Below are 25,509 nucleotides of genomic sequence, written 5' to 3'. Positions count from 1 at the left end.
CAATTGTTTCTTGGGGAAGCAAGTTGTCGAATAAATACCACCTTGTTCCGAAGACCCTGGTGATTGCGGTTCTGGCGGCACACAGTTTTCTGGCACGCGCCGTCGAGCCCTTCGTGGTCAAGGATATCCGAGTGGAGGGCTTGCAGCGTATTGAACCCGGTACCGTGTTTTCGTACCTGCCCGTCAAGCCGGGTGACAAGTTCAACGATGATAAGGGCACCGAAGCAATTCGTGCCCTTTACGCTACGGGCCTGTTCTCCGATGTGAGCGTTGAAGCGCAGGGCAGCGTGCTGGTGGTGCACGTCAACGAGCGTCCCGCTATCGCTTCCATCGACTTCCTCGGCATCAAGGAATTCGACAAGGACGGTTTGAAGAAGGCTCTGCGCTCGGTCGGCCTGACCGAAGGTCGCACCTTCGACCGTAACCTGCTCGACAAGTCGGAGCAGGAACTTAAGCGTCAATATCTCACGCGCGGTTACTACGCAGCCGAGGTCAAGACGACGATCACCCCCCTTGAACGTAATCGCGTCGGCATCCAGTTCGCCGTGACGGAAGGCCCGAAGGCCACGATCCAGCAGATCAATTTCGTCGGCAACAAAGCATTCTCCTCGTCGGATCTGACGGCAGAAATGGAGTTGGGTACGCCGAACTGGCTGTCCTGGTATTCGAAGAACGACCTGTACTCCAAGGACAAGCTGACGGGCGACCTGGAAAAGCTGCGCTCGTTCTACCTGAATCGCGGGTATCTGGAATTCAACATCGACTCCACCGACGTTTCGATTACGCCGGACAAGGACCAGATGTACCTGACGATCAACCTGCACGAAGGTGAGCCGTACAAGGTGTCGGACGTCAAGCTCTCCGGTGAGATGCTTGGGAAGGAGGACGACGTGCGGAAGCTCGTGCAACTGAAGGCTGGAGATACGTTCTCGGCTGCCAAGCTGCAAGCGAGCACGAAGGCCATTTCCGATCTGTTGGGCAACTACGGCTTCGCCTTCGCGAACGTGAACGCTCAGCCGACCATCGACCGCAACAACCACACCGTTGCGCTGACGCTGACGATCGATCCGGGTCGTCGCGTGTACGTTCGCAAGATCAACATCGTGGGCAACTCGCGTACGCGTGACGAAGTCATTCGCCGCGAATTGCGTCAGCTCGAAAGCTCGTGGTACGACGCCGACCGCCTCAAGCTGTCGCAGGACCGTATCAACCGCCTGGGCTACTTCACCGACGTGAACGTGACGACCGAGCCGGTTGCCGGTTCGAACGACCAGGTCGACCTTCAGGTGAAGGTGGAAGAAAAACCGACCGGTACCATCAACATCGGTGCGGGCTTCTCGTCGACCGACAAGGTGGTGTTGCAGGCAGGTATCAGCCAGGACAACGTGTTCGGCTCGGGCACCTCGCTGTCGGTGAACGTGAACACCGGTAAGACGTACCGTACCCTCGCCGTGACGCAGGTCGATCCGTACTTCACGGTCGACGGCGTGAGCCGTATTACGGATATTTACTATCGTACGTACCAGCCGCTGCTGCTGACGAGCGATTCGGATTTCCGTATCAATACGCTCGGCGGTAACCTGAAGTTCGGTGTGCCGTTCTCGGAAGTCGACACGGTCTTCTTCGGTTTGGGCTTCGAACAGACGCGTCTGCATCTGACGAGCGACGGCACGACGCCGCAGCGCTACATCGACTATGCGAACCAGTTCGGTTACGTCAGCAACAACTACCCGCTGACGGTAGGCTGGTCGCGCGACTCGCGTGACAGCGCGCTGATCCCGAACCGTGGTCACTATCAGCAGGCCAACATCGAAGTCGGTACGCCGATTGGGACGACCAAGTACTTCCGCGCTTATTACCAGCACCAGTACTACTATCCGGTTAGCCGCGGCTTCACGCTGGCGTTGAACGGTGAAGTCGGGTACGGCCACGGGTTAGGCGGTCAGCCGTTCCCGATCTTCAAGAACTACTTCGCCGGCGGTATCGGTTCGGTGCGTGGTTACGAGCCGAGCTCGCTGGGTCCGAAGGACACCAACGGCGAACCGCTGGGTGGTGCATCGAAGCTGATCGGTAACGTCGAACTGACGTTCCCGCTGCCGGGCACGGGTTATGACCGTACGCTCCGTATCTTCACGTTCTTCGATGGTGGTAACGTGTTCGATAACGGCCAGGCGATTACCGTTAACAACCTGCGCTATTCTTACGGTTTCGGCCTGTCGTGGATTTCGCCGATTGGCCCGCTCAAGTTGTCGATGGGCTTCCCGCTCGTCAAGAAGACGGGCGACCAGTATCAGAAATTCCAGTTCCAGGTCGGTACGTCGTTCTAACGACGGTATTTCGACCGGTTCCGAATGTTTCATCGTTGTAAGGGGTAATACATTGAACGGTATCCGTAAGCATTGCCTTCGCGGCGTCGCCGCGGCGTTGCTGGCCGGGGTCGCATTTGCGGCTTCGGCTCAGGATGCGCGCATCGCCGCTGTCAATTCGGATCGCATTCTGCGCGACTCCACGCCGGCCAAGGCTGCGCAAGCCAAGCTCGAAGCCGAGTTCTCTACGCGGGACAAGGCGTTGCAAGATATGGCTCAACGTCTCAAGGCGATGTCGGACAAGCTCGACAAGGACAATCCGACGCTGAGCGACGCCGAGCGTGCCAAGCGTCAACGTGATCTGGCCGCTGCCGACACCGAGTTTCAACGCAAGCAACGCGAGTTTCGTGAAGACCTGAACCAGCGTCGCAACGAAGAGCTCGCCGCCGTGCTCGACCGAGCTAACCGGGTCATCAAGCAGATTGCGGAAGCGGACAAGTACGACCTGATCGTGCAGGAAGCGGTCTATGTGAGCCCGCGTATCGACATCACGGACAAGGTGCTCAAGACCCTGAACGCAAGTTCGGGTAGCACCAGCGGCAAGTGACGGGTGCGCAGTCCATGTCGGGATCGTCGTCCGCTCCATCCGTTCCCTCCGTCACGCTGGCGCAGTTGATCGCACGCTTCGGCGGCGAACTCGTGGGCGACGAAAACGTGAGCGTCGACGGTCTTGCGCCGCTTGATCGCGCAGGTGCCCGTCAACTCGCCTTCCTGTCCAATCCGTTGTATCTCGCGGAAGTGCCTAACTCGGGCGCCGCCGCCGTCATTCTTTCCAAAGCGGACTTCGACAAGCTGCCTTCGCACGAAGGTCGCGCGTGGATCGTCGCGCCGAATCCGTACGCCTACTTCGCGCGGGTCGCGCAGATGTTTGCTCAGGCGGCTACGCCGGTGCCGCCTGCCGGGATTCATCCGAGTGCCAGTGTCGATCCGACGGCCGTGGTGCCGGCATCCTGCGTGATCGGACCGAACGTCGTGATCGAGGCCGGTGCGCGGCTGGGTGAGCGTGTTCGCCTGATGGCGAATGTGTTCGTCGGTCGGGGTACGACGGTAGGCGACGATGTGCTCGTTTATCCGAACGTCACGCTTTATCACACGACAGTCATCGGCGCCCGCTGTGTGATTCAGGCTGGTGCCGTGATCGGCTCGGACGGGTTCGGTTTCGCCCCCGATTTCTCTGCCACAGGCGGCGAATGGGTCAAGATTCCCCAGGTCGGCCGCGCGGTGATCGAGGACGATGTAGAGATCGGTGCCTCCACGACGATCGATCGCGGCGCCATGGCCGATACGGTCATCGAGCGCGGTTGCAAGATCGACAATCTGGTGCAGATCGCGCACAACGTGCGTGTCGGTGCGTTCACGGTCATTGCTGCGTGTACGGGCATTGCCGGCAGCAGCACCATCGGGAAGTTCTGCATGCTGGGGGGTAACGTCGGTGTTGCCGGTCACGTGACGATCGGCGACAAGGTGATTGTCACCGCCAAGTCGGGCGTGTCGAAGTCGATCCCCGGCCCGGGCACATTTACCAGCGCGTTCCCGGCAATTCCGAACGCCGAATGGAATAAAAACGCGGCCATCATGCGCAATCTGGACAAGATGCGCGATCGCGTGCGACAACTTGAAGCGAAGGTCAAGGACCTGCAAGAAAAATGAGCGAGACCACTATCAATATCGACATCCACAAGATCATGAAGCTGCTGCCGCATCGGTATCCGATGCTGATGGTGGATCGCGTGATTGGACTGGAGCCGCACAAGAACATCAAGGTCATCAAGAACGTGACGATCAATGAGCCGTATTTCACCGGCCATTACCCGCAGCGTCCGGTGATGCCGGGCGTGCTGATCGTCGAAGCGCTGGCTCAGGCCGCTGCACTGCTGACATTTTCCGATGAACCGGTGCACGACGAGAACACGCTTTATTATTTTGTAGGCATTGAAAAGGTTCGCTTCAAGCGTCCGGTCGAACCTGGCGATCAACTCGTTCTCGATGTCGATTTCATTAGCGGAAAGCTGGGCTTCTTCAAGTTCAAGGGTGTTGCGACGGTAGACGGCAAGATGGCCGCCGACGCCGAGTTCGTCTGCATGGTCAAGAAGAACGGCGAATAACCGGAAACGAGACGCTCATGACGAACATTCATTCCACCGCAGTCGTCGATCCGAAGGCGCAACTGGCGGACGACGTGGTCGTCGGCCCTTATGCGATTGTTGGTCCGAACGTGACGGTCGGCGCCGGTACGCAGATTCTCGCGCATACGGTTGTCGATGGTCACACGACGCTGGGCGAGGGTAACAAGATTGGCCCGTTCGCGTCGATTGGCGGTAGTCCGCAGGATATGAAGTATGCGGGCGAGCCGACCAAGCTCGTCATTGGCGATCGCAACACGATTCGCGAGTTCACGACCATTCACACCGGTACGGTGCAGGATGGTGGTCTGACCGGCGTCGGTAACGACAACTGGATCATGGCTTACGTGCACATCGCGCACGATTGCCACGTTGGCAATCACACCGTGTTTTCGAGCAACGCGCAATTGGCCGGTCACGTGCATGTCGACGACTGGGCCATCATCGGCGGCATGACCGGTGTGCACCAGTTCGTGCGCATCGGTGCTCACGCCATGGTGGGCGGTGCTTCGGTGCTCGTGCAGGACGTGCCGTCATTCGTCATCGCGTCGGGCGACCGCGCGGTGCCTTACGGCATCAACGTCGAAGGCCTGCGTCGTCGCGGCTTCTCGGCCGATGCAATCACGGCGCTGCGCCACGCCTACAAGTTGCTTTACAAGAGTGGATTGACGCTCGACGAGGCCAAGGTGCAAATCGAAGCCTTTGGCAATGCGGGTGCGCCGGACGTCTTCGAAGCGGTCCGTTCGCTGCTCGACTTCCTCAACGCAAGCACGCGCGGTATCGTGCGCTGACCTATGCCGCCGACCCTTCCCGGCGCCGGCCAGCGAACCCTGGCGATGGTGGCCGGGGAGCTGTCAGGCGATCTCATTGCCGGCAACGTGCTTGCCGGTCTCAAACAGCGTCTTCCGGCCGACATCGCGTACGCAGGTGTCGGTGGGCCCCATATGGCGGAAGAGGGCTTCGACGCCTATTGGCCGATCGACAAGCTCTCCGTCATGGGTTACGTCGAAGTCATCAAGCATCTGCGCGAGATTCTCTCGATTCGCAAGCAGCTTCGCGAGCGCTGGCTCGCCGAGAAGCCGATGGCGTTCGTCGGCTTCGATGCACCCGACTTCAATTTCGATCTCGAAATCAAGCTGCGTGAAGCGGGGGTTCCGACGATTCACTTCGTCAGCCCGTCGATCTGGGCGTGGCGTGGTGGGCGGATCAAGAAGATCAAGCGCGCCGTCGACCACATGCTGTGCCTGTTCCCGTTCGAGCCGGAGATCTATCACCGCGCAGGCATCGACGCGACCTTCGTAGGCCATCCGATGGCCGACAAGATTCCGATGGTGCCTGATGTCGCGGGTGCACGAGCGAAGCTTGGGCTCGAAGGCGATGCGCCTGTCGTGGCGATCCTCCCGGGCAGTCGTACGTCTGAAGTGCAGCGCCTGACGCCGGTGTTTTTTGCTGCCATGCGTCTGCTCGCGAAGCGCGATCCCTCGATTCGTTTCGTGTTGCCGGCAGCAACGCCGCGCTTGCGTACGTTGATGCAGCCGATTTTCGATGCACATCGCGATCTCCATCTGACGGTGATCGATGGCCGCGCGCCGCTGGCGCTGGAGGCGGCGGACAGCGTGCTTCTCGCCAGCGGGACGGCCACCCTGGAAGCTGCGCTGTACAAGAAGCCGATGGTCATCTCTTACAAGGTGCCCTGGCTGACGGCGCAGATCATGAAACGACAGGGCTATCTGCCTTACGTCGGTTTGCCTAACATTCTTTGCGGCGAGTTTGTCGTGCCGGAATTGCTGCAACATTTTGCGACGCCCGAGGCACTCGCGGACGCCGTCTGGAAGCAGTTGACGGACTCGGCGTTGCGCGAATCGCTACAAGCGCGCTTTACGAAGATTCACGAGCAGTTGCGCCAGAACACGGCGGCACGCTCGGCGGAAGTGATCGAGCGCGTGCTTCGTGAGAAGGGGCGCATATGAGTGAAGACGTCAAAGTGCGTCGAACGGTACGTAAGTCGCCATCGAGCAGGGGAGCGTCACCGGCATCGGTTGCGCCTCGGGCGCGCGCAAGCGCCAAGGCGTCAGCACCGCAAATGATGTTCGATCTGTTCGCGGATGTCGCAGCCGATCTGACGTGCGGTGTTGATGAAGTCGGGCGCGGGCCGCTGGCGGGTCCTGTCGTCACGGCTGCGGTCATCCTCGATCCGTCGCGCCCGATCAAGGGGCTGGCCGATTCGAAGAAACTCACGGCGTTGCGACGCGAAGCACTGTATGAGGAGATCGTGGAGCGCTCGCTCGCGTTTTGCATCGCCGAAGCGAGTGTTGCCGAGATCGATTCGCTGAACATTTTGCACGCGACGATGCTGGCGATGCAGCGCGCGGTGAACGGTCTGTCGCGCGTGCCGGCATTGGCGCTCATCGACGGGAATCGTTGTCCGGTGCTACCGATGCGCGCGGAGGCCGTCATCAAGGGCGACGACAAGGTGCCCGCGATTTCGGCGGCGTCCATTCTGGCCAAGGTGACGCGCGACCGTCAATTGGCCGCGTTGCATGAGGAGTTTCCGCAGTACGGTTTCGACGAACACGTCGGATACGGTACGCCGAAGCATCTTGCAGCGCTGCGTGCACATGGACCGAGTCCGCATCATCGTCAGTCGTTTGCGCCGGTGCGCGAAGCGTTTGAAATTTTCGGCACGCTGACGGTGTCGCGCATGGTGCGTTCGTCATGAAACTCATCAGCTCTAAAGACAATCCGTTTTACAAGCGCCTGAAGCAACTGGCGCAGTCGAATCAGCAACGACGTAAGCTGGGGCAGACGCTACTCGAAGGCGTACACCTTGCGGACGCCTACCTGGGGGCGCTCGGACAACCGCTCGTCTGTGTCGCGGCGGAGTCGGCACTCGAAAATGCCGAAGTGGCGCATATCTGGGCGAAGGTCGATGCTGATCGCCGTGTGTGCCTGCCGGATGCGCTGTTCGAACCGTTGTCGACGCTCGTCAATGGCGTGCCGCTGCTGTTCGTCGTGGAGATGCCGTCGGGGCATTTGCCTGCGTCGCAGACTACCGACTGCGTCATTCTCGACGCTGTGCAGGATGCGGGGAACGTTGGCTCCATCTTGAGAAGCGCCGCGGCTGCCGGTGTACGCGACATCTATTGCATGTCGGGTACGGCACTCACGTGGTCGAGCAAAGTGTTGCGCGCTGGGATGGGTGCCCACTTTTCGTTGAATATCGTGGAGCACTGCACGCCGGATTCGCTGGCGCCTCGTTTGTCGGTGCCGCTATTGGCGACCAGCTTGCAAGCGAGTACATCGCTTTACGAGCAGGACTTGAGCGCGCCGGTGGCCTGGGTATTCGGGAACGAGGGCGCGGGTGTTTCACCGCACTGGCTCGATCGGGTGCAGACGCCCATCCGCATTCCGCAGCCCGGCGGCATGGAGTCGCTGAACGTCGCCGCCTGTGCGGCGATCTGTCTGTTCGAAGCGGTGCGACAGCGGTTGTCGTAACGACGTTCTTCAGTCTTGGGACGTAGCAAAAGGGACGCTCATGGCGTCCCTTATTACTTCCTTCTTATTTCTGTGTGCTTCTGCGCAGGGCTCGACGTCGTTAGTAAACGTCGCGCTCCAGCTTGATTTCCTGAAGGATCGTCGTGGCGATTTCCTCGATCGACTTATGCGTCGAGGACAGCCACTTGATGCCTTCACGACGCATCATGGCCTCGGCCTCGTTGACTTCGTAACGACAGTTCTCGAGCGATGCGTATTTGCTGCCCGGGCGACGTTCGTTGCGGATCTCCGAAAGACGTTGCGGATCGATGGAAAGTCCGAAAATCTTGTCCTTGTACTGATCGAGCGTGGAGGGCAGTTTCTCTCGCTCGAAATCATCGGGAATCAACGGATAGTTGGCGGCTTTTACACCATATTGCATGGCGAGGTAGAGCGTCGTCGGGGTCTTGCCGCTACGCGACACGCCCACGAGAATCACGTCGGCGCTCTGCAGATTCTTGTTGGATTGTCCGTCGTCGTGCGCAAGTGAGAAATTCACCGCCTCGATCCGGTTCTTGTACGCTTCGCTATCGGCGTTCTGGTGAACGCGCCCGATGGCGTGCATCGACTTCAGGCCGAGTTCCAGTTCCAGCGGTTCGATGAACGTTTGAAACATGTCCAGGATCACGCCCTGGCAATTACGCAGGATTTCGTTGGCCCGGGCATCCACCAGCGTGCTGAAGATGATCGGACGTACGCCTTCGCTCCGATACATTTCGTTGATCCGTTGCGCCGTTTCATAGGCTTTATCGACGGAATCCACGAACGGAACGCGAATCTGACGGAAACGCATCTCGAATTGCGCGAGGATCGAGTGCGCAAACGTTTCGGCGGTGATCCCTGTGCCATCGGACACGATGAAGACGGGCCGCGTGGCGATGGGTTTGGCCGGCGCGGCGGGCGTGCCAGCGGCGGGGGACGGGGAATTTCCGGGAGTGGTGGCGTCGCTCATGCGCAGAATCGCAAAATGGTGCATTGCACGGTAGAATAGCGGCAACTTGTTGGATAAGCAATTGCGCGACCATCGCGCGAAGTTCCGTGGAAGCCCCGTCTGGCGGGGTGTTCCGGGAACTGGCGGTGGTTCGGAGCCAGTCGTCGGGCGCTAGCCCCTGGCACTCGACGATACCAAAGCGCGGCGTAGGTGCCATCACAGCGCGATTCCTTATCCAACAGGTCGATCGGCCCATGTCAGTCCCAGCCGATCCATCGAGAATTTTTTTTCTTACTTTAGGGGCTTTTATGACTAACGCAGCACACGACGGCGCCTACGTGGTGCCGTTTGAGCATCTGCGCATGACCGACGTCGAGTCGGTCGGCGGCAAGAATGCATCGCTTGGCGAAATGATCAGCCAACTGGCCAACGCAGGGGTTCGCGTGCCGGGTGGCTTCGCCACGACGTCTTTCGCATTTCGCGAGTTCCTCCAGCACAACAACCTGACCGAGCGCGTTGCCAAGCGTCTCGAGGGGCTTGACGTGGACAACGTCAAGGCGCTTGCCGAGGCCGGTGCCGAAATCCGTCAATGGATCATCGACGCACCGCTGCAACCGCAGCTCGAGAAGGAAATCCGCGAGCAATTCGCACGCATCACGGCCGACCAGCCGGACGCGTCGTTCGCGGTGCGTTCGTCGGCTACGGCCGAAGACCTCCCGGATGCGTCGTTCGCCGGTCAGCAGGAAAGCTATCTGAACGTCGTCGGCATCGAAGACGTGCTCGATCGCATGAAGCACGTGTTCGCGTCGCTGTACAACGACCGTGCCATTTCGTATCGCGTTCACAAGGGCTTCACGCACGCCGAAGTGGCGCTGTCGGCCGGTGTGCAGCGCATGGTGCGCTCGGACTGCGGCGCGTCGGGCGTGATGTTCACGATCGACACCGAATCGGGCTTCCAGGACGTCGTCTTCATCACGGCCAGCTATGGCCTGGGTGAGACGGTCGTGCAGGGCGCCGTGAACCCGGACGAGTTCTACGTCTTCAAGCCGACGCTCAACGCCGGCAAGTACCCGATCATTCGCCGTACGCTGGGCTCGAAGCTCGTCAAGATGGAATTCACGCAACCGGGCGAGCCGGGCCGTGTGAAGACCATCGACGTGCCGATGGAGCTGCGCAACCGCTACTCGATCACCGACGACGATTGCGCCGAGCTGGCCAAGTTCGCGCTGATCATCGAGAAGCACTACGGTCGTCCGATGGACATCGAGTGGGGCAAGGACGGCAAGGACGGCAAGATCTACATCCTTCAGGCGCGTCCGGAAACCGTGAAGAGCCAGTCAGCAGGCAAGGCCGAACAGCGCTTCAAGCTCAAGGGCGATGCCCCGGTGCTGGCCACGGGCCGCGCCATCGGTCAGAAGATCGGCGCCGGTCCCGTGCGCGTGATCATGGACCCGAGCGAAATGGAACGCGTGCAGCCGGGCGACGTGCTGGTTGCCGACATGACCGACCCGAACTGGGAACCGGTGATGAAGCGTGCGTCGGCCATCGTGACGAACCGCGGCGGCCGTACCTGCCACGCGGCCATCATTGCGCGTGAACTGGGTGTGCCGGCAGTCGTGGGTTGCGGCGACGCCACCGACGTGCTCAAGGACGGCGCGCTGGTGACCGTTTCGTGCGCGGAAGGCGACGAAGGCAAGATTTACGACGGTCTGCTCGAGACCGAAGTCACCGAGATCCAGCGCGGCGAAATGCCGAAGATCCCGGTCAAGATCATGATGAACGTGGGCAACCCGCAACTGGCCTTCGACTTCGCGCAACTGCCGAACGAAGGTGTGGGTCTGGCGCGTCTCGAGTTCATCATCAACAACAACATCGGTGTGCACCCGCGCGCGATTCTCGAGTACCCGAATATCGACGCCGACCTGAAGAAGGCGGTCGAGTCGGTGGCTCGTGGTCATGCGTCGCCGCGCGCGTTCTACGTCGACAAGCTGGCCGAAGGCATCGCCACGATCGCTGCGGCGTTCTATCCGAAGAGCGTGATCGTGCGTCTGTCGGACTTCAAGTCCAACGAGTACAAGAAGCTCATCGGTGGTTCGCGTTACGAGCCGGACGAAGAAAACCCGATGCTGGGTTTCCGTGGCGCGTCGCGTTACATCTCGGAAGACTTCGCCGAAGCCTTCGAGATGGAGTGCCGTGCGCTCAAGCGTGTTCGCGACGAAATGGGCCTGACGAACGTCGAAATCATGGTGCCGTTCGTGCGTACGCTGGGTCAGGCAGAGCGCGTGGTCAACATGCTCGCCGATTACGGTCTGAAGCGCGGTGAAAACGGTCTGAAGCTGATCATGATGTGCGAAGTGCCGTCGAACGCCATTCTGGCCGACGAGTTCCTCGAGTTCTTCGATGGCTTCTCGATCGGTTCGAACGATCTGACGCAGCTTACGCTGGGTCTGGATCGCGATTCGGGTATGGAGTTGCTGGCGAAGGACTTCGACGAGCGTGACCCGGCGGTGCAGTTCATGCTGAGCCGCGCGATCAAGGCTTGCCTGTCGAAGGGCAAGTACGTCGGTATCTGCGGTCAGGGCCCGTCGGACCATCCGGACCTGGCTGAGTGGCTGGCGAAGGAAGGGATTGCGTCGATGTCTCTCAACCCGGATACGGTGATGGAGACGTGGCAGCAGCTCGCCAAGCTGACGAAGTAAGCTCGACGAGAAACGCCTGAAATAGGACGCGTCCGAGCGGCATCTCGGATGCGACCGAAAAGCTGGGCATTCCCTTGGGATGCACGCGCTGGTCGGTACGTTTCATGCTATAAACCCCGGTATTACACCGGGGTTTTTTGTTTTTGGGAGTTGCAATGGAGCAGGCTTGGCTTTGGTTCGGCGTTGCCGGATTGATCGTGGTGCTGGAGCTGGCGAGCGGGACGTTCTATCTCCTGATGGTGGCGCTCGGCGTCGCTGCCGGTGGCGTTGCCGCGCTGCTGCGCGCCGACTGGCCGTTGCAATGGGTGACGGCAGCGGTGGTGGCAGGTGTGGCGGTCTGGGTGCTGCGTCGTAGCCGGTTCGGCAAGCGCCGCATCAAGGTCGATGCGTCGGCAGACCCCAATACCAATCTCGATATCGGCCAGCGACTGCGCGTGGAGTCGTGGCGGCCTGATGGTCAGGCACGCGCCATGTATCGTGGCGCCGAGTGGGATGTCGAACTGATGCCGGGCGAAGCGCCCGATGCCGGATGGTTCGTGATCCGGGAAGTGCGCGGCAGCCGGTTGTACGTCGTGCATGCCACGCCCTAAACGGGGGGTAACGGGAACTCAGGGATGTCAGGTGGATGGGATTGTCGTGCGAGCGGGCGTCGACATGCGTCGATGCTCCTGACACCAGCGAACACTTAGCCTTTACCGCTGTCTGAGAGCAAGACCTGCTATGGCGGGTGACAGGAAACCAGTCTGCTAGTGGGGCAGACGCTTTCGGGGGAAAACATGATATCCAACGTCGCATTTATTCTCTTCATCATCGCGGTGATCATTGCAGCGCGCTCGATCAAGATCGTGCCGCAGCAGCACGCATGGGTGGTGGAGCGTCTGGGCAAGTATCACGCGACACTCACTCCCGGCATGTCGATCGTCGTGCCGTTCGTGGATCGCGTGGCATACAAGCATGTGCTCAAGGAAATTCCGCTCGATGTGCCGAGCCAGATCTGTATCACCAAGGACAACACGCAGTTGCAGGTCGACGGCATTTTGTACTTTCAGGTGACGGACCCGATGAAGGCGTCGTATGGTTCGAGCAACTTCATCGTCGCGATCACGCAGTTGGCGCAAACGACGCTGCGTAGCGTGGTCGGCAAACTCGAACTGGACAAGACGTTCGAAGAGCGCGAGTTCATCAACCACAGCGTGGTGAATGCGCTCGACGAGGCCGCCGCGAACTGGGGCGTGAAAGTGCTGCGTTACGAGATCAAGGATCTGACGCCGCCCAAGGAAATTCTGCATGCCATGCAGGCCCAGATCACGGCAGAGCGTGAGAAGCGTGCGTTGATCGCGGCGTCGGAGGGGAAGAAGCAGGAGCAGATCAACCTGGCCTCCGGTGCGCGTGAAGCGGCGATCCAGAAGTCGGAAGGTGAACGTCAGGCGGCGATCAACCAGGCGCAAGGGGAGGCCGCAGCGATTCTTGCGGTAGCGGAGGCCAACGCCGAAGCCATCCATAAAATTGCGACGGCCATTCAGACGCAGGGCGGCATGGAAGCCGTCAACCTGAAGGTGGCCGAGCAGTATGTCGACGCGTTCAGCAAGATGGCGAAGACGAATAACACGCTGATCGTGCCGGGCAATCTGTCCGACATGAGCGGGATGATCGCTTCGGCGCTCAAGATCGTGCGCGGCACGGAAGGTGGCTCAGGCGTGCCGCCGGAAGGCAGTGCGGGTGGCTTTGGTAACTCGGGGCGTCGCTGAGCCATGTCGCGCAGTTCCGGGCGCTCGCCGATTAAAGGCTGCGCTGAGCCTTCGTGACTGAGCATCGGTCTGGCAGTCGTTCGAAGATGCATGGCATGCACGCGCGACCGCTGTTCGGCTGAAATGAAAATGCCGCTTCGACGCAAATTGAAGCGGCATTTTTTCTGGGGTTCTGCATGTGACCTCGACGTCCTGCCGTGGTCAAAATCGTCTGATCGAACGTCGCCGGTTTCTTCGAGACGCTGACTGAAAACGTCATCGTCGCGCCACGGCAGGCGCTGGTCCGTCTTTCCCAGCGTCTTACGTGGGGTTGCGCATCAGTCGTGCCTTCTCACGGTTCCAGTCGCGTTCCTTTTCCGTTTCGCGCTTGTCGTGCAGCTTCTTGCCCTTGCCCAGGCCGATCTCGCACTTCACGAGCCCCTTGCTGTAGTGCAGGTTGAGCGGCACGAGCGTGTAGCCGCGTTGCTCCACCTTGCCGATGAGTTTCTTGATTTCGTCGGCCTTGAGCAGCAGCTTGCGGGTGCGTACGGGGTCGGGCGTGATGTGCGTCGAGGCCGATTGCAGCGGGCTGATATGCGCGCCGATCAAAAAGATTTCGCCATGTTTGATCACGACATAACCTTCCTTGATCTGCGCTCGTCCAGCGCGAATCGCCTTGACTTCCCATCCTTCAAGCACGATCCCGGCTTCGTATCGTTCCTCGATGTGGTAGTCGAAGAAGGCCTTTCTGTTGTCGATGATGCTCATGGATCCTTGGCAGGTAACTTGGTCGGACCCGGTGAGTCGGGCTCGGGTAAAATAGCGATTTTAACAAAGAGTCTCGGCAAGAGGCGGCCAGCGACACATGCCGGATCGATGCGATATCGATAGCGGATGTGCCGCGTGCATACACCTCGCCCGACAGACGATGGCCGAAGTCAGTAAAACCGTTCTCGTGCATTTCTCGGACGCGCAAATGTACGACCTGGTGACCAATGTCGCCGATTACCCCAAATTCCTGCCGTGGTGCGGTGGTGTCGATATTCGTCATCAGGACGAGCACAGCATGGAGGCGTCGCTGATCATCGACTTCAAAGGCCTGAAGCATTCGTTCGCGACGCGTAACACCCAGGAGCGTCCGCACTCCATCCAGATGCACTTCGTCGAAGGGCCCTTCAAGCGTTTTCACGGCACCTGGAAATTCACGGCGCTGCGGGAGAACGCTTGCAAGATCGAATTTTCGCTGCACTACGAATTTGCGAATTTCCTGCTTGAGAAGGTGATCGGCCCCGTTTTCAGTCACATCGCCAATACGTTCGTCGACGCGTTCGTCAAGCGTGCGGAGACCGTCTATGTCAAATGAGGTGACCGTCGAAGTTTGCTACGCATTGCCGGGCGAGCAGACGATTATCCCGCTGGCGTTGCCTGCTGGCGCCACGATGCGCGATGCCATTGAGCGTAGTGGTGTGTTGCAACGGTTTCCCGAACTGGATATTGCCCGGATGAAGGCAGGGGTGTTCGGGAAGGTGCGTGCGTTGGACACCGCCGTCGAGGCGGGCGATCGTATCGAGATTTATCGGGGGCTCAAAGCCGATCCGAAGCTGGCGCGCCAGCGACGTGTTGAGAAAGTGCGTAACGAAGGTAGCCGCGAAGGGCAGAAGTGGCTGGGGAGCAGCCGGCGCGGCAGTTGACGCGGGGTGTCGCCCGCGTCCTGGGACTCCCGGGCGCTAATGCGCTGGCCGTTTGGCGTGCAACCGGACCGACGCGCTGACACCCAACAGCAGCAACACAATGGCCGCCAATTCCAGCAGGCGCGGCAGACGCTGTTCGTAGACGAACCCGTAAACGAGCGCGAACAGCGTTTCAAACACGATCATCTGTCCCGACAGCGTTAGCGGCAGTATCCGGCTCGCGGCGTTCCAGAACGCGTTGCCGATGGTCGATGCGCCGATGGCAACGGCAATGTTCACCATCAAAAACATCTGCCAGTCACGAGCCGCACCGGCCGCCACCGGGTGCGGCAGCAGTACCGCCGGGATCGCCAGCGCGATGGCCAGCACACCCGTCGCGACCCCCGTCAGTAACGACCATTCCTGACTCGTGAAATGTCCGAATTTCGCGAGATATCGGGCGTTTGCGACGGCATACCACGTCCAGCTCACCAGCGCGCCGACCGCGCAGACGATGCCGATCAGCGTCAGACGCCAGTCACCGCCGCTGGCGGCAGCATGCGTGAAGACGTCCACGTTGATGCACGCGATGCCTGCCGCGATAAGCGCCAATGGTCCGGCGAGCTTCGACAGGGGGAGGGCGCCGTGATCCCGGCTACCCACCAGCGTCACGGTGACAGGAAGCACACCGACGATCAGCGAAGCCGGGGCGATCCCCGCCATCTGGACTGCGGCGGCCACAAAGAGGTAATAGACGAGATTGCCGACGAGACTCAGGCGAAACAGGGCGCGCCAGTCGTTCCCCGTGACGGTGTGGCGCAGGCGGGGCCAGAGCGGCGCGAGCAGCACGGCGGATACCAGTCCATACAGAACGTAGCGTGCCGCTGACAATTCCAGCGGCGAGAATCCGGGCAACTGGCGCGGTGCCAGAAACACCAGTCCCCACAAGGCGCCTGCCGCCAGTCCGTAAGCAATGCCTTTCCCCATGGAACTCCTGTTCGTAGTTGGTTTGGCCGACGGGCCGTAGCGTCATGCCGTAGGCGGCTGAGCCCGTTGCCCGGGACACCCGGTCAGCCACATTCGGCGTCGCACCCGTCGAAGTGGCGCCAGACGGCGTCGGCAGGCTCGGGAAGGGCGCAAGAATAGCACTCGGTCATCGCGCAGCGCTTGTGAAATCCTGCACCCGACGGGCGCGACGGCGCGCAGGCGTTCGAGGCTGGAGATCGGGACGACAGGGCTTGAAACGTGGTCGACGCGAGGGACGGCGTGCGTCAGGCTGGCGTTGAACCGGATTGTCGGGGAAAAAGCCCCTTGACATGTGGGGCAGACGTGCCATGCATTCGCCGATTTCTGTATAATTCGGTTTTGCGCCTATAGGATTTGCCATGCGTCTGATCCAAAAAGCACTCACATTCGATGACGTGCTCCTCGTCCCGGCCTACTCTGCCGTTCTCCCGCGCGACACCAGCCTGAAAACCAAGCTCACGCGCAACATTACCCTGAACATGCCTTTGCTGTCGGCCGCCATGGATACGGTGACCGAAGCGCGTCTGGCCATTGCCATGGCGCAACAGGGCGGTATCGGCATCATCCACAAGAATCTGAAGCCGGCCGAGCAGGCGCGGGAAGTCTCGAAGGTCAAGCGTTTCGAGTCGGGCGTTCTGCGCGATCCGATCACGATTCCGCCGCACATGAAGGTGCGCGATGTGATCGCTTTGTCGCGCCAGCATGGCATTTCCGGTTTCCCGGTCGTGGAGGGCGCGCAGCTCATCGGTATCGTCACGAACCGTGACCTGCGTTTCGAAAGCCGTCTGGACGAGCCGGTGCGCGTGATCATGACGCCGAAGGAGAAGCTCATCACCGTGCGTGAAGGCGCTTCGCCGGCAGACGCCGAGCGTCTGATGCACGATCACCGCCTCGAGCGCGTGCTGGTCGTCAACGATGCCTTCGAACTGCGCGGTCTGATGACCGTCAAAGACATCACCAAGGCGACGGAATACCCGCTGGCGAGCAAGGACGAGCACGGCAAGCTGCGTGTGGGCGCCGCCGTCGGCGTGGGCCCGGACAATGAAGAGCGTGTCGAGCTGCTGGTGGCTGCTGGCGTCGACGTCATCGTGGTCGATACGGCACACGGCCATAGCCAGGGCGTGCTCGACCGCGTGCAATGGGTCAAGAAGCATTTCCCGCAAATCGAAGTCGTGGGCGGCAATATCGCCACGGCAAGCGCCGCGCTGGCGCTGGTCGAGCACGGTGCTGACGCCGTCAAGGTGGGTATCGGCCCGGGCTCCATCTGCACGACGCGTATCGTCGCCGGTGTTGGTGTGCCGCAGATCACGGCCATCGCCAATGTGGCAGAAGCGCTCAAGGACACGGGCGTTCCGCTGATCGCCGACGGTGGCATTCGTTACTCGGGCGACGTCGCCAAGGCACTGGCTGCAGGCGCGCATACCGTGATGATGGGCAGCATGTTCTCCGGCACGGAAGAAGCGCCGGGCGAAGTGTTCCTGTATCAGGGCCGCTCGTACAAGAGCTACCGTGGTATGGGTTCCGTCGGAGCCATGAAGGACGGCGCCGCTGACCGTTACTTCCAGGATCCGGCCAACAACGCCGACAAGCTCGTGCCGGAAGGTATCGAAGGCCGTGTGGCGTACAAGGGCAGCGTGAATGCGATCCTGCATCAGCTGACCGGCGGCATTCGGTCATCGATGGGTTATCTGGGTTGCCCGTCGATCAAGGATCTGCATGAGAAGGCAGAGTTTGTCGAAATTACGGCCGCCGGCATGCGCGAATCGCACGTGCACGACGTCCAGATCATGAAGGAAGCCCCCAACTACCACGTGGAGTAAATGCCCATGAAGGCCATGTTGCGTACGGTACTGTTCCTCGATGCGGCGCTGAATCTGGCACTTGGCGTGCTGCTGATCGCGTCGTTCTGGTCATCGCTGTATGCGGCCATCGATGTGCCTGCGCCGTCGCCAGTGCTTTATGCACAGGTGCTCGGCGTGGCCTTCATCGGCTTGGCATGGCTGCAATGGCACGCCACCGTGAATGGCCAGTTGACGGCAACCGTCGCGAAAGTGACGGGGCATATCAATTGGGTCAGCGGTGCGTTCGTGCTGGGCTGGCTCATCTCCGGCCAGTTGGTGGTGTCGAGTGGCGGCAAGCTGATGCTTGCCGCGCTCGGGGCTGTCCTGCTGGTGGTCGGCGGTATTCTCGTCAAGCTGGCGTCGAGCGTGCGCACGAAAGAGCGCGTACAGGCGGCGCAGCAGGTTGGCGAGCGGGTGCGTGGCGGCGTGGTGAGCGATACCCGCCGCGATGCACCGACTGCACCGGCTGATTATTCCGATGCCCGGGTCGTCGACGAGACTCGTGGCACGCGCGCTGAGCCGCGCATGGAGCCGCCCCGTGGCGGCTCTGCATCCGTCAATACCACGCCGGTCGCGCCCGTGGGCGCCACCGGCATTGTCACGCCCGTGCCTTCTGCCACGGCGCCGACGTCCAACGAATCCACTTCATCCGTACCTCACGATGCACGACAAAATCCTCATTCTTGACTTCGGCTCGCAAGTCACCCAGCTCATCGGACGCCGCGTTCGCGAAGCGCACGTCTACTGCGAGATCCATCCGAACGACGTTTCGGACGAATTCATCCGCGAATTCAATCCGAAGGCGATCATTCTGTCGGGTAGCCACGCGAGCACGTACGAGGATCAGGATCTGCGTGCACCGCAGGCGGTCTGGGATCTGGGTGTGCCGGTGCTGGGCATTTGCTACGGCATGTTCGCGATGACGGTCCAGTTGGGCGGTCAGGTCGAAGCCAGCAACCATCGTGAATTCGGCTACGCCGAAGTGCGTGCGCATGGTCACACGCCGCTGCTCGACGGCATTGAGGATTTCCGTACGACCGAAGGTCACGGCATGCTCAAGGTGTGGATGAGCCACGGCGACAAGGTCACGCAACTGCCGGAAGGTTTTGTGCTGATGGCGTCGACGCCGAGCTGCCCGATCGCCGGCATGGCCGACGTGAATCGTCACTACTATGCCGTGCAGTTCCACCCGGAAGTCACGCATACGGTGAAGGGCCGCGAGTTGCTCGAACGTTTCGTGCTGGAAATCGCCGGGGCGAAGCCGGACTGGATCATGCGCGATCACATCGAGGAAGCCGTCAAGGCGATCCGCGAGCAGGTCGGTGACGAGGAAGTGATTCTGGGGTTGTCGGGCGGTGTCGATTCGAGCGTCGCCGCGGCGCTGATTCACCGCGCCATCGGCGATCAACTGACGTGCGTGTTCGTCGATCACGGTCTGCTGCGTCTGAACGAAGGCCAGATGGTGATGGAGATGTTCCAGGGCCGTCTGCACGCGAAGGTCGTCCACGTGGACGCTACGGCGCAGTTCATGGGCCACCTGACGGGCGTGACCGATCCGGAGCAGAAGCGCAAGATCATCGGTCGTGAGTTCGTCGAAGTGTTCCAGGCCGAAGCGAAGAAGCTCAAGAACGCGAAGTGGCTGGCGCAGGGCACGATCTATCCGGACGTGATCGAGTCGGGCGGTGCGAAGACGAAGAAGGCGACGACGATCAAGAGCCACCACAACGTTGGCGGTTTGCCGGAGACGCTGGGTCTGAAGTTGCTGGAGCCGCTGCGCGACCTGTTCAAGGACGAAGTGCGCGAACTCGGCGTGGCGCTGGGTCTGCCGCACGACATGGTGTACCGTCATCCGTTCCCGGGCCCGGGTCTGGGCGTGCGCATTCTGGGGGAAGTGAAGCAGGAGTATGCGGATCTGCTGCGTCGCGCCGATGCGATCTTCATCGAAGAGCTGCGCAACACCGTCGAGCCGAACAGCGGCAAGACGTGGTATGAACTGACGAGCCAGGCGTTCGCGGTGTTCCTGCCGGTCAAGAGCGTTGGCGTAATGGGCGATGGCCGTACGTACGAATGGGTCGTGGCACTGCGCGCCGTGCAGACGCAAGACTTCATGACGGCACACTGGGCCCACCTGCCGCACGACCTGCTCGGCAAGGTCTCGAACCGCATCATCAACGAAGTGCGCGGACTGAACCGGGTTGTCTATGACATCTCGGGCAAGCCGCCGGCGACGATCGAGTGGGAGTGATCCTCGCTCGATATAGATCGGTAAAGGAAAAGGCGCTTCGGCGCCTTTTTTATGACCTTTCGTGCTCCGGCTCATAGTGCGAATTACATTCCGATGACTTGCACCGAAGTTTGGGCAATCTTTAACCATATGCCCGGCCGGCTGGCCGTGCGATTAGGCAATTTGGTGTGCTGAACTGCGGCCGGCTGAGGGACGATATGTTTGTTACGTGCTGATACAATCCGGGCCTTATGGGGCGCAAGACTCGGAGTGAAGCAGGGCACCAGCGGTTATTGGTGAGCGACAGAAATACAAAGTCAGCGACCAGAGAGCCGCGTCATGGTGATTTGGAATGCTTTCACCAGTCTTCCCTGTCGATAATTGCCGTCTTTTGCATCAAGGGTCCATGAGCGGCCCGAAAATAGTCGGCATTGCTACGCCAGCAGGCGTACTCCTCGTGGCAAATGCACGGTTACGGTTCGGCCGCGTTACAGCACAAAGTTAGGGACGTGCCACCCATCACGTCAGCAACTGAATTCTTGGCTGTCCTGGACTGATAACTTGAATCAATTTGGAGGCTCGATGACTCGGATGTGGATGGTACGCGGGGAAGGTGGAAGTTTGTATGACGCCTTTCGTGAGCGAGGCGTGGCCGCTATAGGCTGGAGCCAACTGGCAGCCCATGCTCGACCAGGTGTTGAGCGAAGCCGGTTGATCTCCCTGTACCAGTCCGTTGAGCCCCAAGCAAAACGAGGCACAGTGGTATCGGGCGCATCCCAGGTCTGGCGATTCGTCAACGAAATCCAGGATGGCGATTGGGTCATCACCTACTCGCCAGCCAATCGCATGTACTCCATAGGCAAGGTCATTGGACCAAGTGAGCACCATCCGGAGTGGGCCGAGCAAGGTATGTCGCTGGCACGCAAGGTGCAATGGCAAAGCCAGGAGCTGCCACGCGACAACTTAGGCACCAGCAGCAAAAATAGCTTAGGGTCGACGCTGACGCTCTTCGAAGTACCGTCCGGCGTTGCAGCCGAAGTGCTAGCTGCACTGGGGGGGGGGCCTGTCCCGGCAGAGGGGGATGAGACCGAGGAGGTCGTCGTTGATCCACTCGCCAATATTGAGTCGCAGGCACTGGAGCGTATAAAGGACCGGGTCAACGAACTGGAATGGGATGAAATGCAGCAATTGGTCGCTGGCATTTTGCGATCCATGGGCTACAAAACCCAAGTCTCTCCACCTGGCTCGGACCGCGGCAAGGACATTGTTGCTTCACCTGATGGTTTCGGTTTCGAGCATCCGCGTATTGTCGTGGAGGTAAAACATCGTAAAGGGCAGATGGGTAGCCAAGAAATTCGCAGCTTTCTTGGTGGTCGCCACAAGGATGATCGCGGGCTGTACGTCAGTACTGGTGGCTTTAGCAAGGACGCTCAATACGAAGCCGATCGCGCCTCCATACCGCTTGCAATGTGGACCTTAGACCATGTTGTTCGCGGATTGATTGAGCACTACGACGCTACCGACGCCGAGACCAAACGAATCGTGCCGTTAAAGCGACTGTACTGGCCAGCATGAGTTGGAAATGAACGATAGCCCAACAGCCATACAACATGCACCCAATCGGCGCACGACAGTACCATCTACATACTTCATCAAGGTAAATCCACATGGCGCAAGCTGATACCTTAGTCGCTCTGGTAAAAGCAGCCAGTAGCGGCGACCAACCGTCTTTCCGAAAGTCGACCGAAGCCTTGATCCAAGAAGAGCGTGGCAAAGGACACAGAATCCTAGCCGATCGCTTGGAGAAGGCATTACGTGCGTCCGCTCATCAAGCAACTTTGTTCCAATCGTCCCTGCCAACGGCGCGCCAAGCGCAGACCGGAAGTGTCGCGCAGAAGGATCTGATCTCCGAATTGACGCCAGAGCGCTCGCTGGAAAGCTTGGTGCTCGCTGATAGTATCCGCGGGCAATTGAGGGAAGTTGTTGAGGAACAGCATCGCGCTGAGTTACTGCGCGCTCATGGTTTGAGTCCTAGGCACCGAGTCCTGTTGGCTGGGCCGCCGGGGAATGGCAAAACATCGGTTGCTGAAGCGTTAGCATTTGAGTTGATGGTGCCGCTGATCGTTGTGCGTTATGAATCATTGGTTGGCAGTTATCTGGGGGAAACTTCTGTTCGTTTGAAGGCACTTCTCGACTACGCTAGAACGCGGCGCTGCGTGTTGTTCTTCGACGAATTCGAGACATTGGGGAAAGAGCGAGGCGACACTCATGAAACGGGAGAGATCAAGCGTGTCGTCAGCTCTTTGCTGCTTCAACTCGATGACCTTCCGGATTATGTGGTGGTCGTTGCTGCTAGCAATCACCCAGAGCTTTTGGATAGGGCCGTTTGGCGGCGCTTTCAGGTTCGACTGGAACTTCCACTACCCACCCGCGCGCAGTTGACCGCGTTCGTCGCCTCGATCAGCGAACGCAGCAAAGTCAATTTTGGTTTAGCCGCTGAGACCGTTGCAAAAAGGCTTTTAGGCCTCAGTTTTTCAGAGGTGGAAGAGTTCTGTCTGGGAGTAGTCCGGAGGGCGGTCTTGGATCAAAAAGTGGATGACGCCAGCACCATCGTCTCTTCCAGGTTAGAGCAGTGGAAGAAACGGTTGAAACCTGCCAATAAAGAAGCATCAGACGAATAAGGCACAAGGAGGAGGGTATGCCTGATGAGTACTTGCCGTTGCTGGTTTTTCCTGAGAAGCGAATTCTCCAGCCAGAAAAGGGCAATGGTTTTTCACCGGGGAAACAGAATTTGCCCGGCCATGGCGCCCAGGTAGCCCGTATTGGAAGACAGATCGAGCATCTGGAAGAAGACTTCGCACGCTATCAGGCCAGCCTGACTGGCGCACTGGCCGGGCTCGAACCTGAAATGGTCCTGGTCATTGAGATCGTTGGACGCTTGGACGACTTCAGACAAGCCGTTGAAGCGGCTGGCCTGGAGTGGCTGGGAGAGACAGAAATCGACGACCTGGAGGCTGAGGATGAGGGCTTCCATGAGCGAGATGCTGCCGGTCAACCTGCGGTTAAGCCGCTGAGCGGTCGCATGTTTCTCGCCATGAGTAACATGGCTGGCTTGCAAGAGATTCTCGCGCTTTGGGAGCAATGGAAAGTCAATAGAAGCCTGCCCCACGGAAAAACAAAGTGGAAAGCCGTTTTCGAGCAATTGAACGTGCTGAGGCGCTGGGGCATCGAGGAGACATTGGTCGAAACAGGAATGATCGACCGCTGGCAGGACCTGCTTGAACCCCTTGATCCCAAAGAGAAGGTCAGATTTCAGATTGAGCTTTTCTACCGCAAGAGGGCTGAGAAGCGTCGAAATAATGAAGTAGCAATTCGTTCATTGCTTGAAGGCCTCGGAGGCCAAATGCTTTCGGCGTTCCTTGATATGCCTCAGATCGCATTCCATGCGGTCAAGGCCGAATTGCCTGCTCACGCCATTCAATCGCTGCTCCATCAAGTAGCTGCAGATGGAGCTGATATCGACATCGAACTGTTCAAATTCGCCGGCATCATGTATTTCCGCCCTACCGGGCAAAGCCTGGCGGTTTCTGAGGAGGGCGAGGGAGAGCCGGCTGCGTTCCCCGAAAGTGTCAGCGACCTTCCTCCTGTCGCAGCGCTCCTTGATGGCGCTCCATTGCAATTGCATGAAGCGTTGAAAGATCGACTGCTGGTTGATGACACCTTTGGCTTGGAGGCCACTTATCAACCTGGGGAGCGCAAGCATGGCACTGCCATGGCTTCCTTGATTCTTCATGGGGATCGCAGCAATCCCGAGTCCGAACCGCTACCGCACAAACTGTATTGCATCCCTGTGATGCAGCCTGACCACCAGACACGCGAACATGACGAACATATGCCGGATGACGTTTTCTTTGAAGACCGCATCCATGTTGCCGTTCGGCGCATGTTCGAAGGCTCTGGCGACGTCCCTGCGCAAGCGCCTACAGTCAAGGTCATCAATCTTTCCATTGGTGATACAGCGCGGGAATTTATCCATACGCCAAGTCCCTGGGCGCGGTTACTCGACTGGTTGGCCTATCGCCACCGCGTGCTGTTCTGCGTCAGCGCGGGCAACTACTGCGACGAGATTGATATCGGGCTCAATCAGCAGCAGTTCGCCGCTCTTTCTGATGGAGAGAAGATAAGCTCCACCGTTAAAGCGATATCGGATAGCTTGACTTCCCGACGTCTGCTTTCGCCAGCAGAAGCGATGAATGCCATTACGGTAGGAGCCGCTCATTCTGATGATTCTGGGGATGCATATCCGCAATTTGGCCAGCGTGTCGATGTGCTGCCTTCGCAAACTCTGTTCAGTCCTGCCACCCGTCTGGGTTTTGGTTTTAGACGCTCCATAAAGCCTGACATCCTCATGCCCGGAGGGCGGCAACTCTACAACGCCCCTGTGCTAGCTACATCTACCCTGTACAGCGTCGACAACTCCATCGTCGGACCAGGTCAAAAAGTTGCGCTGGACAGCAGGCAGCAAGGCGTTTTGAACAACGAAGCCTTCTGGCGTGGCACCAGCAATGCGACGGCCCTGGCCACACGAGGTGCGGTGCGGCTGTACGACATGCTGGACAGACTACGCAACGAGGAGGGGGAGGATATACCCGAGACGTTGATGTCCGTGCTGATGAAGGCGCTACTGGTACATGGCGCTAAGCAAGACGACGCTGGCAAGCAACACATCGAACAAGCGTTGAAAGACGCGCGAAACTCTCGTCAGTTCAAGCAAGTTATCACGCGCTACCTTGGCTATGGAGCCGTGGATATCGAGCGTGTTCTGACCTGCACTGCCCAGCGAGCAACCGTTCTGGGCTGCGGAGAAATACGGGAAAACGAGGTACATGAATACGCCTTCCCCATCCCTCCCGATTTTTCTTCCCAAAGGATTTGGCGGCGGTTGGTCGTGACTCTCGCTTGGCTGACACCGATCAATCCGGACCACCGCAATCTTCGAGAAGCCAAGCTGACGCTAGAGCCCGGAGGGGGGAATTGGTCCAGTCAGATCCTCAAACTGGATCGTCAGGACGGTGACCACAATCAGGTGGAGCGTGGCACTGTGCAGCATGAAGTGCTGGAAGGCAAGAAGCAGATCCAGGCCTTCGAGGATGGCGAAACCTTGCGCATTCGCGTCACCTGCAAAAAGGATGCTACTGCACGCCTTGATGCTGTCATTCCCTACGGGCTCGCTGTGACGTTGGAAGCGAAGGAAGACATTCCGATCTATCAGCAAGTCCGCGCCCGTATCAAACAGCCGGTGCGTATTGCACCGGGCGTAGGCCGGTGATCGCATAACGGCATGAAACATATAGAACAAGGCATTTGT

The 25,509-nt window shown here is 59.6% G+C and carries 22 protein-coding genes; 19 read left to right on the top strand and 3 right to left on the bottom strand.

The genetic code is table 11. The features are described from left to right. The first annotated feature begins 23 nt into the window (after positions 1-23). From bamA to C5N93_RS26150, 8 genes are all read left to right on the top strand, one after another. Complete coding sequence (bamA, locus tag C5N93_RS26185) at positions 24-2,327, top strand: outer membrane protein assembly factor BamA (RefSeq protein ID WP_174981454.1); 2,304 nt, start codon at positions 24-26, stop codon at positions 2,325-2,327. A 61-nt stretch (positions 2,328-2,388) separates the two neighbouring features. Then, the gene (locus tag C5N93_RS26180) at positions 2,389-2,913 is read left to right on the top strand and encodes an OmpH family outer membrane protein (protein ID WP_139133421.1); all 525 of its coding nucleotides are present in this window, start codon (positions 2,389-2,391) and stop codon (positions 2,911-2,913) included. Positions 2,914-2,927: 14 nt separating this feature from the next. After that, positions 2,928-4,016: a UDP-3-O-(3-hydroxymyristoyl)glucosamine N-acyltransferase gene (lpxD, locus tag C5N93_RS26175; protein ID WP_242561568.1), complete on the top strand. Its 1,089-nt coding sequence runs from the start codon at positions 2,928-2,930 to the stop codon at positions 4,014-4,016. After that, positions 4,013-4,471 (top strand): 3-hydroxyacyl-ACP dehydratase FabZ, encoded by a 459-nt coding sequence (fabZ, locus tag C5N93_RS26170; RefSeq protein WP_242561567.1) that lies wholly within the window; start codon positions 4,013-4,015, stop codon positions 4,469-4,471. The genes lpxD and fabZ overlap by 4 nt, the downstream gene beginning before the upstream one ends. 17 nt (positions 4,472-4,488) lie before the next feature. After that, the gene (lpxA, locus tag C5N93_RS26165) at positions 4,489-5,280 is read left to right on the top strand and encodes an acyl-ACP--UDP-N-acetylglucosamine O-acyltransferase (RefSeq protein WP_069344985.1); all 792 of its coding nucleotides are present in this window, start codon (positions 4,489-4,491) and stop codon (positions 5,278-5,280) included. 3 nt (positions 5,281-5,283) lie between these two features. Continuing rightward, the gene (lpxB, locus tag C5N93_RS26160; protein ID WP_242561566.1) at positions 5,284-6,459 is read left to right on the top strand and encodes a lipid-A-disaccharide synthase; all 1,176 of its coding nucleotides are present in this window, start codon (positions 5,284-5,286) and stop codon (positions 6,457-6,459) included. A gap of 113 nt (positions 6,460-6,572) precedes the next feature. After that, positions 6,573-7,208 (top strand): ribonuclease HII, encoded by a 636-nt coding sequence (gene rnhB, locus C5N93_RS26155; RefSeq protein ID WP_242561565.1) that lies wholly within the window; start codon positions 6,573-6,575, stop codon positions 7,206-7,208. Further along, positions 7,205-7,984: an RNA methyltransferase gene (locus tag C5N93_RS26150; protein ID WP_242561564.1), complete on the top strand. Its 780-nt coding sequence runs from the start codon at positions 7,205-7,207 to the stop codon at positions 7,982-7,984. The genes rnhB and C5N93_RS26150 overlap by 4 nt, the downstream gene beginning before the upstream one ends. A 100-nt stretch (positions 7,985-8,084) precedes the next feature. Here C5N93_RS26150 and C5N93_RS26145 read toward each other — a convergent pair whose 3' ends face one another. Then, positions 8,085-8,975, bottom strand: a complete 891-nt coding sequence (locus tag C5N93_RS26145) for a pyruvate, water dikinase regulatory protein (RefSeq protein WP_242561563.1) — start codon at positions 8,973-8,975, stop codon at positions 8,085-8,087. Between the two features lie 287 nt (positions 8,976-9,262). On the opposite strand from C5N93_RS26145, the gene ppsA reads away from it, so the two are divergent. The 3 genes from ppsA (at position 9,263) to C5N93_RS26130 (ending at position 13,401) form a co-directional block, all read left to right on the top strand. After that, positions 9,263-11,653, top strand: coding sequence for a phosphoenolpyruvate synthase (gene ppsA / locus C5N93_RS26140; RefSeq protein ID WP_242561562.1), 2,391 nt, complete (start codon positions 9,263-9,265; stop codon positions 11,651-11,653). Between the two features lie 155 nt (positions 11,654-11,808). After that, a complete protein-coding gene (locus C5N93_RS26135; RefSeq protein ID WP_242561561.1) occupies positions 11,809-12,243 on the top strand; it encodes an NfeD family protein in 435 nt (144 codons plus the stop codon). 186 nt (positions 12,244-12,429) lie between these two features. After that, on the top strand, positions 12,430-13,401 hold the full coding sequence (locus C5N93_RS26130; protein WP_069345034.1) for an SPFH domain-containing protein: 972 nt from the start codon (positions 12,430-12,432) through the stop codon (positions 13,399-13,401). A gap of 300 nt (positions 13,402-13,701) precedes the next feature. Here C5N93_RS26130 and smpB read toward each other — a convergent pair whose 3' ends face one another. Next, positions 13,702-14,148 carry an SsrA-binding protein SmpB gene (gene smpB / locus C5N93_RS26125; protein ID WP_150669521.1) on the bottom strand — a complete coding sequence of 149 codons (447 nt, stop codon included), beginning with the start codon at positions 14,146-14,148 and terminating at the stop codon, positions 13,702-13,704. A gap of 160 nt (positions 14,149-14,308) precedes the next feature. On the opposite strand from smpB, the gene C5N93_RS26120 reads away from it, so the two are divergent. Then, a complete protein-coding gene (locus C5N93_RS26120) occupies positions 14,309-14,743 on the top strand; it encodes a type II toxin-antitoxin system RatA family toxin (RefSeq protein WP_069344992.1) in 435 nt (144 codons plus the stop codon). Next, positions 14,733-15,071, top strand: a complete 339-nt coding sequence (locus C5N93_RS26115) for an RnfH family protein (RefSeq protein ID WP_242561560.1) — start codon at positions 14,733-14,735, stop codon at positions 15,069-15,071. The genes C5N93_RS26120 and C5N93_RS26115 overlap by 11 nt, the downstream gene beginning before the upstream one ends. Positions 15,072-15,107: 36 nt before the next feature. Here C5N93_RS26115 and C5N93_RS26110 read toward each other — a convergent pair whose 3' ends face one another. After that, positions 15,108-16,037 carry a DMT family transporter gene (locus C5N93_RS26110; protein WP_242561559.1) on the bottom strand — a complete coding sequence of 310 codons (930 nt, stop codon included), beginning with the start codon at positions 16,035-16,037 and terminating at the stop codon, positions 15,108-15,110. Between the two features lie 398 nt (positions 16,038-16,435). On the opposite strand from C5N93_RS26110, the gene guaB reads away from it, so the two are divergent. The 6 genes from guaB to C5N93_RS26080 all read left to right on the top strand — a co-directional run bounded on the left by guaB (position 16,436) and on the right by C5N93_RS26080 (position 25,470). Beyond that, positions 16,436-17,896: an IMP dehydrogenase gene (gene guaB / locus C5N93_RS26105; protein ID WP_044455604.1), complete on the top strand. Its 1,461-nt coding sequence runs from the start codon at positions 16,436-16,438 to the stop codon at positions 17,894-17,896. A 6-nt stretch (positions 17,897-17,902) separates the two neighbouring features. Continuing rightward, a complete protein-coding gene (locus tag C5N93_RS26100) occupies positions 17,903-18,604 on the top strand; it encodes a hypothetical protein (RefSeq protein ID WP_150723117.1) in 702 nt (233 codons plus the stop codon). Next, entirely contained in the window at positions 18,579-20,162 is a 1,584-nt protein-coding gene (guaA, locus tag C5N93_RS26095; protein WP_069344996.1) for a glutamine-hydrolyzing GMP synthase, read from the top strand. Before C5N93_RS26100 ends, guaA begins: the two co-directional genes overlap by 26 nt. Positions 20,163-20,723: 561 nt before the next feature. Next, on the top strand, positions 20,724-21,716 hold the full coding sequence (locus tag C5N93_RS26090) for a restriction endonuclease (RefSeq protein WP_347403327.1): 993 nt from the start codon (positions 20,724-20,726) through the stop codon (positions 21,714-21,716). Between the two features lie 92 nt (positions 21,717-21,808). Continuing rightward, the gene (locus C5N93_RS26085) at positions 21,809-22,822 is read left to right on the top strand and encodes an ATP-binding protein (protein ID WP_242561557.1); all 1,014 of its coding nucleotides are present in this window, start codon (positions 21,809-21,811) and stop codon (positions 22,820-22,822) included. A 17-nt stretch (positions 22,823-22,839) separates the two neighbouring features. Beyond that, on the top strand, positions 22,840-25,470 hold the full coding sequence (locus C5N93_RS26080; protein ID WP_242561556.1) for a S8 family peptidase: 2,631 nt from the start codon (positions 22,840-22,842) through the stop codon (positions 25,468-25,470). Positions 25,471-25,509 lie beyond the last annotated feature (39 nt).

Origin of the sequence: Pandoraea sp. LA3, from assembly GCF_022696215.1 — a bacterium.
GTDB classification, from domain to species: Bacteria; Pseudomonadota; Gammaproteobacteria; order Burkholderiales; family Burkholderiaceae; genus Pandoraea; species Pandoraea capi.
Note: the sequence above shows the minus strand (reverse complement) of the source record. Positions and strands in the feature narration are given on the sequence as shown.